We start from the raw sequence: 15,690 nt of genomic DNA on the forward strand, positions 1-15,690 counted from the left end.
TCAGCGGCGCCACTGTTCGTGCAGGGTGTGGGCGATGTGGTGGAGGGCGGGGGTGGTGGTCATGGTCCAGTGGGTGACGGGGAGGGGGTGGTTGTGTACGGAGCCGGAGATGGCTTCGGTCCAGGTGGTGGCGTTGCGGGTGGCGGTGGGGTCGTCTTGGGCGGCGGTGAAGAAGACGAGGTCGCCGTCGAAGGTGCGGGGGTGGTAGGCGGCGTCGAGGTCGGCGGAGGCGACGGCGGCGTCGATGACGCGTTCGATGCGGGCGGCGCCGAAGGAGGCGAAGGGTTCGGGCAGGGCGGCCAGGTGCTCGGCCAGGCGGGGCGGGTCGAGGGTGGCGTCCGGGGCCAGTTCGGGGGCGTGGTCGCCGAGTAGGCCGCCCAGCAGATCCCCGGCGGTGACCTCGGTCGGGGCGAGAGTGGGGCCGGCCTGACGCAGGCGGCTGTCCATCATGCCGAGCAGCGCGACCTTCTCGCCCTCGTCCTGGAGTCGCACGGCCATGGCGTGGGCCAGGACACCGCCGAGGGACCAGCCGAGCAGGTGGTAGGGGCCCTCCGGCTGCACGGCGCGGATGTGCTCGACGTAGAGCCGGGCCCAGTCCTCGATCGAATCCGGAAGCGGCGCGGCCGAACTCAGAGCCGGGGACTGCAAACCGTAGATGGGGCGGTCGGGATCGAGATGGGCGGAGAGACCGGCGAAGGACCAGGCGACGCCGCCGATCGGATGGACGCAGAACAGCGGCTCGGCGGTACCGGTGGCGCGAATCGGCAGCAGGATGTCGAACGCCGCCTCGGCGGTGCGGGATTCGGCGCTGAGCCGGGCGACGATGCCCGCCGGGGTCGGCGCGGTGAACATCCACAGCACCGGAACCGGCTGGCGCAGCGCGGCACTCAGTCGAGCGGTCAGCTTCGTCGCGAGCAGCGAGTTGCCGCCGAGTTCGAAGAAGTTGTCGTCCAGCCCGATTCGAGGCCGGCCGAGCACCTCGGCGAACGTCTCGCACACGGTGGTTTCCAGCGCGGAGACCGGTGCGCGCCAGACGCTGGGCTCGAAGTCCGGATCCGGCAGCGCCTTCCGGTCCAGCTTGCCGCTGTCGTTGAGCGGGAGCGCGTCCAGCACCACGAAGGCCGACGGCACCAGGTAGCCGGGCAGGGCGGCGGCGAGCGCCGACTTCACCTGGGCGATGTCGAGGCCGCCGGCGCGCGGCACGAGATAGGCGACCAGCCGATCACCTGTCCGGGCATCGGAGGTGGCGAGCACGGCGGCCCGGGCGATCCGCGGGAGGGCCGCGAGCGCCGACTCGATCTCACCGAGCTCGATCCGGAAGCCACGAATCTTGACCTGGAAATCGGTGCGGCCCCGGTAATCCAACTCCCCGTTGCTGTTCCAGGCCACCAGATCACCGGTGCGGTACATGCGCGCACCGGGTCGGAACGGATCGGCCACGAAACGCTCCGCGGTCAGATCCGGGCGGCCGAAGTACCCGCGCGCGAGTTGCGCACCGGCCAGATACAGCTCACCGGACACCCCGCCCGGAACCGGGCGCAGGCGCGCGTCCAGCACATACACCTGACTGTTCCACTGCGGAACACCGATCGGCACCGTCACCGCGTCGGCGTCCGTCACGCGATGGGTGGTCACCGACACCGCGGCCTCGGTCGGACCGTAGAGGTTGAACAGCTCCACCCGCGGCAGCTCCTGCCGGAACCGCTGCGCCAGCGCACCGGGCAGGGCTTCACCGATCGCCAGCACCCGCCACAGCGAATCCGGCAGGTCACCGGCGCTGAGCAGGGCGTCGAGCATGGACGGGACCACGTGCAGTGTGGTCACCCACTCGCGGGCGATCAGCTCGTTCAGATACGTCGGGTCACGATGCCCGTCCGGCGCTGCGATGACCAGGCGGCCACCGCACACTGCCGCCGACCAGAACTCCCACACCGACAGGTCGAAGGTCGCCGCCGTCTTCAACAGCACGGCATCCGCGGCATCGAGCCCGAATTCGGTGGTCTTCCAGAGCAACTGGTTCACGATCGCGGCATGGGAGACCGCGACGCCCTTGGGGCGGCCGGTCGAGCCGGAGGTGAAGATGACGTAGGCGGTGTGCTCGGGCCGCAGCGCGGCCAGGCGCTGTCCGAACGGATCACCCGAATCCCCTTCGGCACCCGCCGGATCCACGATCGCGGTGCCCGGATACGCGGACCAGTCGATGTCGTCGAGGCGAACAACCGGCACGCCGGCCGTGCCGAAGCCGGTGTCCGCGTTGGTCAGCACGCACACCGGCGCGGCGGTCTCGAGAATGTAGCCGGTGCGCTCGGTCGCCTGGTCCGGATCGACCGGCACATACGCGCCACCGGCGACGGTGACCGCGTACATCGCCACGACCAGATCGATCGAGCGGCGAATGGCCAGCGCCACCCGCGCTTCCGGGCCCACTCCGAGCGAGATCAGGTGGCGGGCCAGCTGATTGACCCTGGCATCGAGTTCGGCGTAGGTCAGCCCGGTGCCGTCGTCGGTGACCAGCGCGGTCGCCTTCGGATCCGCCGCGACCGTGGCGGCCAGCAGCGCAACCAGCGTCGCCGGGGAATCCAGCTGACGCGCAGTCGCATTCCGGGTGACCAGCGCGGCCCGCTCGGCGCCGCCGAGCAGTTCGAGGTCGCCGACCGCGGTGTGCGGCGCGGCGACGAGCTCGCCGAGCAGCCGGACGAACCGATCCGCGAAACTCTGTGCCGTGGCGCGGTCGAACAGATCGGTGGCGTAGGTGAGCAACCCGCCGATGCCGGTGGGCGCACCCTGGGCGTCGTAACCGTCGGCGACGATCATGTGCAGATCGAATTGGGACAGTTGACGATTCGAGTGCAGCGACTCGATGGTGAGGCCGGGCAGTTCCAGGCCCGACAGCGCCAGGTTCTGGAACGACAGCCCGACCTGGAAGAGCGGGTGCCGCGCGGTGGAGCGCGCCGGGTTCAGGACTTCCACCAGGCGCTCGAAGGGGATGTCGGCGTTGGCGAAGGCGTGCAGGTCGGTTTCGCGCTGGCGGGCAAGCAGATCGGTGAAGCCCGCGGCCGGGTCGTAGTGCGTGCGGAACACCAGCGTGTTGACGAACATGCCGATGAGGTCGTCGAGGGCGGCCTCGCCGCGGCCCGCCATGGGAGTGCCGATCGCGATGTCGTCGGTGCCCGAGAGGCGCGCGAGCAGCACGGCGAGCGCGGTGTGCACCACCATGAACAGGGTCGCGCCCTCGGCCCGCGCCAGGTCCGCCAGCGCGGCATGGGTGGCCGCGTCGACGCGCAGCTCCACCTGGTCACCGGCGTAGGACTGCACGGCCGGGCGCGGCCGGTCCCGGGGTAGTTCCAGCTGGTCGGGGAGCCCGGCCAGGGCCGTGCGCCAGTAGTCGAGCTGTTCGGCCGCCGCCGAGCCCGGCTGGTCTTCGCTGCCGAGCGCTTCGCGCTGCCACAGCGTGTAGTCCGCGTACTGCACGGGCAGCGGATTCCACTGCGGGACAGCGCCGCCGGCTCGGGCCGTATAGGCCGCCGCCAGGTCCCGGGTGAGCGGCCCACCGGAGAAGCCGTCGGCGGAGATGTGGTGCACGACGACCGCCAGCACGAATTCGCCGTCCGCGTCGGGCGTCTGGAACAGCACCGCGCGCAACGGCACCGCGGTGGTGACCTCGAAGCCGGTCGAAACGAGTTCGGCGACAGCGGATTCGAGGTCGGCCGCCGTGCTGGCGCGCACGTCCAACCGGGGCAGTCCGGCATCGCCGGGCGGCAGGATGACCTGCACCGGACCGTCGGCGGTCTGCGGGTAGACGGTGCGCAGGATCTCGTGGCGCTCGAGGACATCGCTGAACGCCCGGCGCAGGGCCGCCACATCCAGCGCGCCCGTCAGCCGGATCACGAGCGGGATGTTGTAGGCCGCCGAGCGGGCGTCGAAGCGGTTGAGGAACCACATCCGCTGCTGCGCGGAGGACAGCGGAATGTGCTGCGGCCGTGGCCCGGCCGCCAGCGCGCGGCGTCCGCACGAGTCGGCGGCGGCCAGCCGGGTGGCGAGCTCCGCGACGGTCGGCGCGGCGAACAGCATGCGCACGGGGACCCGGGCCGACACCGCCTCGCCGAGCCGCGCGGTGACGCGGGTGGCGAGCAGGGAGTTGCCGCCGAGGGCGAAGAAGTTGTCGTCGGCGCCGACCCGGTCGGCGCCGAGCACCTCGGCGAAGACGGCGGCGACGGTCCGCTCACCCGCCGAAGCGGGCGCGCGGTAGGCCTGCGTGACGAAAGCCGGTGCGGGCAGGGCATTCCGATCGAGCTTGCCGACCGCGGTCAACGGGACCTCGTCGAGCACCACGACGACTGCGGGCACCATGTGCGGCGGCAGGGTCCGGGCGGCGAAGCGCACCAGCTCCTCGGAATCGAGCGCACCGCCCGTGACGTAGGAGACCAGAACTGTTTCACCGCAGGTGTTCTCGCGTCCAAGAGTGATCGCGTACTCGACCTCGGGATGCCCGGCGAGCACCGCGTCGATCTCGGCCAGTTCGATGCGGAAGCCACGGATCTTCACCTGGAAATCGGTGCGGCCCAGGTACTCCAGTTCCCAGCCGGCCGGGTCGGTACCGACCCAGCGGACGAGGTCACCGGTGCGATACATCCGCTCCCCCGGCGCGCCCCAAGGGTTGGCGACGAAACGCTCGGCGGTGACGCGGGCGCGGCCGTGATAACCGCGGGCGAGGGCGGGGCCCGCCAGATACAGCTCACCGGTGGCGCCGGCGGGCGCGGGGCGCAACCGCGCGTCGAGCACCGCGGCCCACACGCCGGGTACCGGCGGCCCGAGCGTGACCCGCTGTCCCGCAAGCAGAGTGGTGTAGGTGGCGCCGATCGTCGCCTCGGTGGGGCCGTAACCGTTGATGAAGCGGCGGCCCGGCTGCCAGCGCGCCAGCAGTTCGGGTGTGGTGGCCTCGCCACCGGCCGAGACCACCGCGAGCTCGTCCAGGCCGGACGGATCCAGGGTGCCGAGCAGCGCCGGGGTGATGATGGTGTGCGTGACGCGCTCCGCGCTCATCAGGTCGTGCAGTTCGGCGCCGCCGAGGAGGTCTGGCGGCGAGATGACCAGCGCGGCACCGCTGTAGAAGGCGGTGCACAGCTCCTCCACCGACTGATCGAAGCTCGGGGAGCAGACGTGCAGCATGCGGTCCTGCGGGCCGAGCCGCAGCAGGCTCGCCGAATACCCGACCAGACCGCCGAGCCCGGCGTGGGTGACGGTGACGCCCTTGGGCAGACCGGTCGACCCGGAGGTGTAGATGACATAGGCCGAGTTCGACAGGTGCAGGGGCGCACGACGATCCGCGTCGGTGACGGCGGTGCCGGGCTGGGCCGCGCACAGCCGCAGCGTGTTCGGGTCGTCGAGGACGAGCCAGTCCAGCGCGTCGGGCAGGTCCGAAGCCGACGCGCCGGTGGTGATCCCCACGGCCGCGGCGGAATCGGCGAGCATGTAGCGCACCCGGTCGGCCGGATAGCCCGGGTCGATCGGCAGGTACGCGCCACCGGCCTTGGCCACCGCCCAGACCGCGACGACCATGTCGTAGGAACGCCGCAGCGCCAGCGCCACATTCGTCTCCGGCGCGACGCCGCGCGCGATCAGCACGCGTGCCAGCCGCGAGGACTGCGCGTCGAGCTCGCCGTAGGTGTAGGAGCGCCCCGCCTCGCGGACCGCCACGCGATCCCGGCCGAAACAGACACCGCGCGTGAGCAGGTCGGGCAGCAGCGCGACATCCGCCGGCGCCCCGCCGCCCATCCGGGTCAGGCGCGCGGTCTCCGGCTCCGAGAGCAGCGGAACATCGATCACCCGGTCCGCGGGCCGCGCCACGATGCCCGCGAGCACCCGGCGCAGCCGATCGGTCACGTCCTTGGCGGTCCCGTCGGCCACCAGGTCGCGGCGGTACTTCACCTGCACCAGTGTCTGTGCGCCGAGGAAGACCAGCACCGTGATCGGGTAGTGCGTGTAGTCGGCGCCCTGCAAGCCGTCGACCCGCAGTCCGCCGAGCGCGCCGCCCGCCTCGCGCAGGCCTTCGACGTCGACCGGGTACGACTCGAAAACCAGCATGGTGTCGAACAATTCACCCTGACCGGCCATCCGCTGGATCGCGCTCAGGCCCAGGTGATGATGATCGAGCAGCGAGACCTGTTCGACCTGCACCGATTCCACCAGTTCGCCGACCTTCGTGCCGGTCCCGAAACGGATCCGCACCGGGATCGCGTCGACGAAAAGACCGATCATGTCGCCGATGCCGTCCAGCTGGGCCGGACGACCGGAGATGGTGGCGCCGAAGACGATCTCGTCGCGACCGGTGGTGCCCGCGACGACCAGACCCCAGGCGGTCTGGATCACCGTGTTCGCGGTGACCTCGGCCGCCGCGGAGAATGCCGTCAACGCGGCGGTTTCCGTGGTGGACAGGCTGAATTCGCAGAGGCCGAATCCGGTGCCCGCCGGCGACGGTGCCGCCAGCTCGGCGCCGAGCATGGTCGGCGTGACATCGGCCAGCACCTCGGCCCAGGCGCGTTCGGCCGCCGCGCGGTCCTGCTGCGCCAGCCAGCGCAGGTAGTCGCGGTAGGGACGCACCGGCGCCAGCAACCCGGCATCGCCGCCCGCCGCGTACAGCACCAGCAGTTCCTTCATCAGCAGCGGCATCGACCAGCCGTCGAGCAGGATGTGATGGCCGGTGAGTACCAGGTGGCTCCCGCCGGAGTCGTTGCGGTACACCGTGAATCGCAGCAGCGGAGCGACCGCCGGATCGAACCCGCGCGCGCGTTCGGCGGCCAGCAGTTCCGGCAGCTCGGCGTCGGACACGCCCTCGGCCACCCGCCACGGCACCTCGACCGCGTCGATAACCAGCTGTACCGGCGTTCCGTCGGCCGTCGCGACGAACGCGGTCCGCAGGTTCGCGTGCCGATCCAGGATGGCCTGCGCGGAGCGCCGCAGCCGGTTCAGGTCCAGCTCGCCGCTCAACCGGGCGGCCAGCTGGATGATGTAGGCCTCGACCGAATCGTCCAGCAGTTCCATCAGTACCCGCAGCGCGCCTTGCAGCGGCGCCAGCGGCAGCACTTCGGTCAGCCCCGGATAGTCCTGCCGCCACCGGTCCAGCTCACCCTGCGTGACCCGCGCCAGCGGCACGTCCGAGGGCGTCAGGCCGCCCGCGGCCGGATGCCGGGCGTGCTCGGCGAAGGCCGCCAGCGCCGCCGACCACTCGTCGGCCAGCTCCCGCACCTCCGCCGCGCCGAGGATCTCGCCGGCGTAGCGGAAGTTCGCCTCCATCCGCGGCCCGTCGGCGGTGTCCGCGACGATCGCGTTGATGTCGATGACCGCGCCGACCGGCAGGTCGTGGTCGATCTCCAGCTCGCCGAGGGCGCCGGTGGGCAGCCAGTCGGTCAGCTCGGCGGGCGCTCCGGCCGAGGCGCGGCCGAGATAGTTGAAGCCGATCTGGCCGAGGTCACCGTCGAGCAGGTCCGCGGTCCGCGGGTTCAGGTGGCGCAGCAGGCCGAAGCCGATGCCCTTGTCCGGCACCGCGAGCAGCTGTTCCTTGACCGATTTCAGCACCGCCGCGAGGACCGCGTCCGCCGCCCCGTCGACCTCGGGCAGCTCGAGCGCGACCGGATACAGGCTGGTGAACCAGCCGAGCGTGCGGGTCAGATCGGCGCCGGGCACGACGGTTTCCTCGCGCCCGTGGCCCTCGAGCCGGACACGGGTGACCGGCGTGCCGACCCCGCGCCGCGCCCGCCAGGCGCGGACGGCGAGCGCCAGTGCGGCGAGCAGCGCGTCGTTGACACCCGTCCGGTACAGGGCGGGCACCGTGGTCAGCATCGCTTCGGTGACCTCGACCGGCACCGAGACGGTGAACGTCCGCAGGGTGGCCGCGGTGTCGATCGCGCTGTCGACGGCGCGGGTGCCCAGCAGCGGATCCGGCGTGGCCAGGACGCGTCGCCAGTGCGCGATCTCCGCGGCCCGGCCGGGTGCGACCGCGGCTTCGGCGAGACCGTGCGCCCAGCGCCGGAACGAGGTACCGACCGGCGGCAGCGCGATCTGCTGCCCGGCCGCGTGCTGGGCCCAGGCCTGTGCCAGATCGGGGATCAGGATGCGCCAGGACACACCGTCGATCACGAAATGGTGGGCGGCGACCGCCAGCACGTCGGGAGCGCCGGTACGGCGCACCCGGACACAGCCGAGCATTCGGGCATTCGCCGGATTCAGTCCGGCGAGGGCCGAAGCCATTGCGGCGCTGCCGATTCGCGTGAGTTCGGTTCCGGCCGCGTCGGCCGCGTCGACCTCGGTGAGCAGCTCGTCGACAGCCACCGCGTCATGCGGCAAGGACTCGAACCGCCAGCGACCCTGTTCGGACCAGACCCGCGAGCGCAGGATCTCGTGCCGATCGAGCACCGCGGTGAGTACGGCTACCAGACCGGCCCGATCGATGCCCTCGGGCAGCGCCAGCACCATCGTCTGCGCGAACCGGTCGGGCGCGCCGGTGGCGAGGAATTCGGCGAGGATCGGCGTCGGCGGGATGTCGCCGACACCGCCACCGGGCAACTCCGCCAGCACGATCGGGGCCGCGTCGCCACCGGCGGACGCGATCCGGGCCAGCCCGGCGACGGTGCGCTGTTCGAAGACGTCGCGGGCGGTGAAGACGAGCCCGGCCGACTTGGCCCGGGAGACCAGCTGGATCGACATGATGCTGTCGCCGCCGATCGCGAAGAACGAATCATCGGCGCCGACTTCGGGAATGCCGAGCACCTGGGTGAACAGCTGGGCCAGTTCGGCTTCCACCGGGCCCAGCGGGGCACGCGACGGCGCGACGCCGAAGGCCGGTTCCGGCAGCGCTTTTCGATCCAGCTTGCCGTTGCTGGTCAGCGGCAGCGCGTCGAGCACGACGAGCGCGGCGGGCACCATGTGCGACGGCAGGGCCGCCGCGGCGTGCTCGGTGAGCGCGGCGGTGTCGATCGTATGCCCCGGCGCGGCAAGCAGATACGACACCAGAGCGGTCGAGCCCGCGGGTGTGGTCCGGCCCAGCGTGAGCGCGAAGTCGACGGCGGGGTGCCCGCTCAGCACCGCGTCGATCTCGCCGAGTTCCACGCGGAAACCGCGCACCTTCACCTGAGCGTCGCTGCGCCCGACATAGTCGAGTTGCCGTGCGGCGCCGTACCAGCGCACGATGTCGCCGGTGCGGTACATCCGCGCGCCCGGTGCGCCCCACGGGTTCGGGACGAACCGTTCGGCGGTCAACCCGGGCCGATTCCGGTACCCGCGCGCCAAGCCGCCACCGGCCAGGTACAGCTCGCCCGCCACACCCGGCGGCACCGGGTTCAGCCGGGCGTCGAGCACCAGCGCGGTCATGCCGCGCACCGGCAGGCCGATCGTGATCCGCTGTCCCGGCAGCAGTTCCGCGCCGGTGGAGATGATCGTCGTCTCGGTCGGACCGTAGGCGTTGAAGTAGCGGCGGCCCGGCTGCCATTTGGCCAGCAGTTCGGGGGTCGTCACGTCGCCGCCGACGGAGACCACCTCGAGCTGGTCGAGCCCGGCCGGATCCACCGTCCCGAGCACCGCCGGGGTGATGATGGCGTGCGTGACCGCCTCGGTGCGCAGCAGCTCACCCAGTTCGGTGCCGCCCGCGATCGAGGGCGGCACGATGACCAGCGTCGCGCCGGTGGACAACGCGCACAACCACTCCAGCACCGACGGGTCGAAGCTCGGCGAGCAGATGTGCAGGAATCGGTGCCGCGGGCCCAGCCGATAGCTGCGGACCGCTTCGGTGAGCAGCCCGCCGAGTCCGGTGTGGGTGACGGTGACGCCCTTGGGCAGGCCGGTCGAGCCCGAGGTGTAGATGACGTAGGCGGGATGCCGAAGCCGCAGCGGCACCGGGCGATCCGCGTCGGTCACCGGATCGCGCGGCTGCGCGGCACACGCGGCCGCGGTCGCGGGGTCGTCGAGCAGCAGCCATTGCACGCCGCCCGGTAATCGATCTACCAGCTCGGAGGTGGTGATGCCGAGCACCGCACCGGAATCCGCGATCATGTGCCGCATCCGGTCGGCCGGATAACCGGGGTCGACCGGCACGTGCGCGCCACCGGCCTGCGCGATGGACAGCACCGCGGCGAGCATGTCGTAGGAGCGTGGCAGCGCGACCGCCACCAGTTCCTCGGGTCCCACGCCGCGCGCGATCAGCAGGCGCGCCAATCGCGCGGTGCTGTCCGCGAGTTCGCCGTAGCTGATCGATCGGCCCTGGTAGCGCACGGCCAGTCGCTCACGTCCGAGCGCGACACCCTGGCCGAGCAGATCGGGGAGCAGTCCGGTCGCCATCACATCGTCGCCGATAACCCGCGTCAGCGCGGCGAGTTCACCGGCGGCGAGCAGCGGCAGGTCACCCACCGGCGTCTCCGGTTGCCGGACAGCGGCATCGAGCAGGCGCACCAGGCGCTCGGCGAAGGCGTCGACGGTGCGGCGATCGAACAGCGCGGACGCGTACCCGAGGTCCACGGTGATACCCGCGGCGTTCCGCCACTCCCGAATATGCAGCGAGAGTTCCACGTTCGGCCCGTCCTGCGACAGCTCGGAGACCGCCGCGTCAGCGGGCCGCTCGACGGCGTGATCCTCGATCGACAGCAGCACCTGCGCCAGTGGACGCCGCGACCCATCGGTCCGGGCCAGCGCGGTCAGCGCCTCGAAAGTCAGATCGGTATGGGTAAACGCTTGCAGCGCGGTTTCTTTCGCGTCCCGCACCAGATCGTCGAAGGACCGCTCCCCCGGAACCCGGGTGCGCAGCACCACGGTGCCGTCCAGTGCGTCGGCCGCGCGCACGGGTGTCCCGATCGGGATGTCCGCGCTACCCGATAGTCGGGCGAGCAACACCGCGAGGGCCGCGTGCACGACGGTGAACACCGTGGTGTCCCGGCTCCGCGCGAACTGACGTAGCCGGTGGTGTGATTCGGCGTCGAGGCCGAACTCGACGCGGGCGTCCACGCGGGCGAGCTCCGCCGTCCGCGGGTGGTCCACCGGCAGGTTCAGGTCCTCCGGCAGGTCCGCCAGCGCCGCGCGCCAGTACCGGGTCTGCGCGATCAGGTCGTTGCGCTCGCGGAAGTGCCGCTCGAGGTCGGCGGGCGTGCGCTCGGGCGCGGCGGCGAATTCCGCGAGCACCGCCCGCAATCGGTGCGCCAGCGCCTGCGCGGTCGCGGTGTCGACGAACTCGTGCCGATGTTGCAGGCCGATCCGCAGTTCGGCACCGAGCTCCACCTGCACGGCCACCGGGTAGTGCGTGAGGTTGCCGCCGTGCAGACCGGCGATCTCCAGGCCGTCGATCGAGCCGTAGGCCTGCCGCAGACCGTCGGCGTCGACCGGGTAGGACTCATAGGCCAGCAGCGAGTCGAACAGCTCACCGGCGCCGGCCACCCGCTGGATCTCGGCCAGGCCCAGGTGATGCGATTCCAGCAGCGAAACCTGTTCGGCCTGTAGTCGTTTCAGCAGATCACGCACCGGCTGGTCGGCATCGAACCGGACCCGCACCGGAATGGTGTTGGCGAACAGGCCGACCATCGCGTCGACGCCGTCCAGCTGCGGGGGCCGCCCGGACACCACCGCGCCGAAGACGATGTCCTCGGCGCCGGTGCCGGAGGCGAGCACCAGACCCCAGGCGGCCTGCACCACTGTGTTCACGGTGACCTCGTGCGCCGCGGCGAAAGCTTGCAGCGCGGCGGTCTCGACTGCGGCCAGGTCGGCGGCGCACAACCCGTGGCCCGCACCGGTATTCGTGGGCGGCGCAAGGGCTTCGACCAGCCGAGTGGGGCGCACACCGGCCAGCGCGGTCCGCCAGGCGTCCAGGGTGGCGTCCCGGTCGTAGCGGGCCAGCCAGGCCAGATAGTCCCGATACGGCCGGACCGGCGGCAGCGCGGCCGAATCACCGTCTGCCGCGTAGGCCAGGAGTAGTTCCTTCATCAGCAACGGCATCGACCAGCCGTCGAGCAGCAGGTGATGCGCGGTCAGCACCAGCTGGGTGCGCCCGGAGCCGTTGCGGTACACCGTGAAACGCAGCAGCGGCGCGGCGGCCGGGTCGAAGCTCGTGCGCTGTTCGGCGGCCAGCAGGCGCTCCGGTGTGACGTCGTCCGTCGACACGACCTGCCACGGCACCGAAAGGCCTTCGGCGACAAGCTGAACCGGCGTGCCGTCCGAGGTGGCGCCGAACGCGGTGCGCAGGATCGCGTGCCGGTCCAGCACGGTCTGCGCCGAGCGCCGCAGCCGCTCCGGATCGATCACCCCGGACAGTTCCACCGCGAGTTGCAGCAGGTAGGGGTCGGCCTCGGAAACCTGTGCGAGATAGAGCAACCCGAGCTGGAGCGGCGAGGGCGGCAGCACATCGGCCAGCCCGGGGCGCTGCTGCTGCCAGCTGTCGAGCTCGGCCTGCGTCACCGGGACGAGCGGCACGTCGGAGGGTGTCAGGCCACCGGCGGCCGGATCGTGCGCGTGCGCGGCGAGCTGCCGCAGCGCCGCCACCCAGTGCTCGGCCAGCTCGCGCACGTCGTCCGGGCCGAGAATTCCCGACGCGTAGGCGAAGGAGGCGTTCAGTTGCGCACCGTCCGCGCCGTCGGTGACGATCGCGTTGATGTCCAGCACGGCGGCCGCCGGCAGCGCCGGGTCCTGGGCGGCGCCGGGCTCGCCCCACTCGCCGGTCGGCAGCCAGCCGAGTCCGGCCGCACCCTGCTCGCCGCCGGAAATCCGGCCCAGGTAGTTGAATCCGATCTGACCGAGCGAGCCGTCGAGCCGGCCTGCGGTATCCGGGTCGAGGTGGCGCAGCAGGCCGAAGCCGATGCCCCGGTCCGGCACCGCGAGCAGCTGCTCCTTGACCGACTTCAGGACCGCGGCGGGGGTATCCGGGTGGCCCGCGAGATCGAGCGCGATCGGGTACATCGAGGTGAACCAGCCGACGGTGCGCGTCAGATCCGCACCGGCGACGGCGTTTTCCTCCCGGCCGTGCCCTTCGAGCCGGATCCGGGTGACGGCCGCGTCCACGCCGCGCCGCGCCCGCCAGGTTCGCACCGCCAGCGCCAGGGCCGCGAGCAGACCGTCGTTGGCCCCACCGCGGTAGCGGCTCGGCAATTCGGTCAGCACCGCGTGGGTGACCTCGGCCGGAACGGTGACGGTGAAACGGCGCACGGTGGCCGCGGTGTCGACCGCAGGATCGAGAGCGCGCGCGCCGAGCAGCGGATCGGCCACGGCCAGAATCCGCTGCCAGTACGGCAATTCGGCCCTGCGGTCGACGGCGCTCAGCCCGTGCGCCCAGCGCCGGAACGAGGTCCCGATCGCGGGCAGCGCCACCGGCTGCTCGCTCGCCCGCCGCGCCCACGCCGCCACCAGGTCGGAGATCAGGATCCGCCAGGAGACGCCGTCGATCACGTAGTGGTGCACCGCCAGAACCAGGGCGTGCGGCCCGTCGGGCCGCGCCAGCCAGGCGCCCGCGAGCATGCGGCCCGCGGCCGGATCCAAGGTATCCAGCGCGGCATCCATTGCGGCGTCGGCGGTTTCGGAAAGCACCTCCGCACTCGCACCCGCGGGCAGCTCGACCCGGGTCAGCAGCGCGTCCACCTCCACCGCACCGGCGGGGTGGGTGCGCACCCGCCACTGCCCGTCGACGGAACGCACCTGCGCGCGCAGCATGTCGTGCTGGTCCACGACCGCGGACAGGGTGTCCACCAAGCCTTTTCGGTCGATTCCCGCCGGGAGCTCCAGCACCAGCTGCTGGGTGAACCGGCCGAAGGACCCGTGCTCGAGGTAGGCCGCCAGCACCGGCGTCAACGGGATCTCCCCGACCCCGCCGCCGGGCAGCTCCGCGAGTACCGCCGTCGCCTCGGCCCCGGCCACGGCGACCCGCGCCAGCCCGGCCACCGTGCGCTGCTCGAAGACATCCTGCGGCGTGAACACCAGCCCCGCCGCCCGGCCTCGCGAGACCAGCTGGATGGACAGAATGCTGTCGCCACCGGCGGCGAAGAACGAATCCTCCGCGCCGATCCGCTCCACCCCGAGCACCTGGGTGAACAACCCCGCGATCCGGGTTTCCAGCGCACCCTGCGGCGCGCGCGAGGCCGCCGCCTCGAAAACCGGCTCCGGCAGCGCCTGTCGATCCAGTTTTCCGTTGGGGGTCAGCGGAATCGCGTCGAGCGCCACGAAGGCCGACGGCACCATGTGCCCGGGCAGCGACGCGCCGAGAAAGCGGGTGAGGTCGGCGCGCTCCGGCGTGAAACCGCTGCGCGGCAGCACATACGACACCAGCAGCGTGGCGCCCGACGGCGCGCGCTTGCCCAGCGTCGCGGCGTAGTCGATGTCGGGGTGCGCGGCCAGCGCCGCGTCGATCTCGCCGAGTTCGATGCGGAAACCCCGGACCTTGACCTGGAAGTCGCTGCGGCCCAGGTATTCCAGCGCGCCGTCGGCCCGGCGGCGCACCAGGTCGCCGGTGCGGTACATCCGGGCACCGGAGGCGCCGAAGGGATTGGCGACGAACCGCTCCCCCGTCAGCGCGGGCCGGCCCAGGTAGCCCTGCGCGAGGGCGGGCCCGGAGAGGTAGAGCTCACCGGTCACCTCGGCCGGCACCGGCCGCAGCCGTGAATCCAGCACCACCGCACCGACTCCGGCCAGCGCGGCGCCGATGGTGATCGGTTCGCCCGGCGTCAGCGCGCCGGTCCCGGTGGCGAGAATGGTGGCCTCGGTCGGCCCGTACCCGTTGAAGAAGCTGCGGCCGGGCGCCCAGCGCTCGACCAGACCCGGGCCGAACGCGTCGCCCGCGACGATCACGGCCCGCAGCTCGTCCAGGCCCGCCGGGTCGACGGACTCCAGCGCGGCAGGGGTGATCAGCAGGTGCGTAACCCGTTCGGCCCGCAACAGATTCGCCAGATCGGGACCGCCGAACACCGACGGCGGCGAGATGACCAGCGTCGCACCGGAACTGAACGCCAGCAGCAACTCCAGCACCGAGACGTCGAAATTCGGCGAGCAGACGTGCAGCACCCGGGAATCCCCATCCACCGCGTACTGCTCGCGCTGCGCGGTGACCAGCGCGGCCAAGCCGGTGTGGGTGACCACGACGCCCTTCGGGCGGCCGGTGGACCCGGAGGTGTAGATGACATACGCCGGGTGCAGATCGCTGAGCGCGCGCGTGCGATCGAGGTAGGAGACCGGGTGTGCGGGCTGAGCCGCGATGCGCTCGCGCGTCTCCGGCTCGTCGATCGCCAGCCACGGCGCGCCCGCGCTCCGGTGCAGTCCGGGGAGCCGGGCCGAGTCGGTGAGGCCGAGGACGGCTCCGGAGTCGGTCAGCAGATAGTCGATGCGATCGGCGGGCAGGCCGGGGTCGACCGGGACATAGGCCGCGCCGGTCTTCGCGACCGCCCACACGGCCAGCACGGATTCGAGGGACCGCGGGAACCCGACGGCCACGACGTCGCCCGGTCCGACGCCGCGCTCGATCAGTTCGCGGGCAAGCCGCGAGGATGCCTCGTCGAGTTCGGTGTAGGTCAGCTCGCGCGGCCCCGCGGCGGCGTCGGCCGGGTGGTAGCGGACGGCTATGGCATCGGCCGCGGTTTCCACGGCGGCGGTGAGCAGCTGGACGAACAGCGGACTACCCGAGCGGCGACGGCTTCGACCTCGAACAGCGCGACGAACCCCATCCATCCGAGTACTACG

General features: G+C 71.9%; 1 protein-coding gene. It reads right to left on the reverse strand.

The window, feature by feature from the left end; genetic code table 11:
- A complete protein-coding gene (locus tag AB0H76_RS31985) occupies positions 1–15,678 on the reverse strand; it encodes an amino acid adenylation domain-containing protein (RefSeq protein WP_357330751.1) in 15,678 nt (5,225 codons plus the stop codon).
- Positions 15,679–15,690 lie beyond the last annotated feature (12 nt).

This window comes from Nocardia sp. NPDC050712, from assembly GCF_040654295.1.
Classification (GTDB): Bacteria; Actinomycetota; Actinomycetes; order Mycobacteriales; family Mycobacteriaceae; genus Nocardia.

Excerpts from the sequence above, each read along its gene's own strand:
- AB0H76_RS31985 (WP_357330751.1), bottom strand. The coding sequence starts at position 15,678 with ATGGATGGGGTTCGTCGCGCTGTTCGAGGTCGAAGCCGTCGCCGCTCG.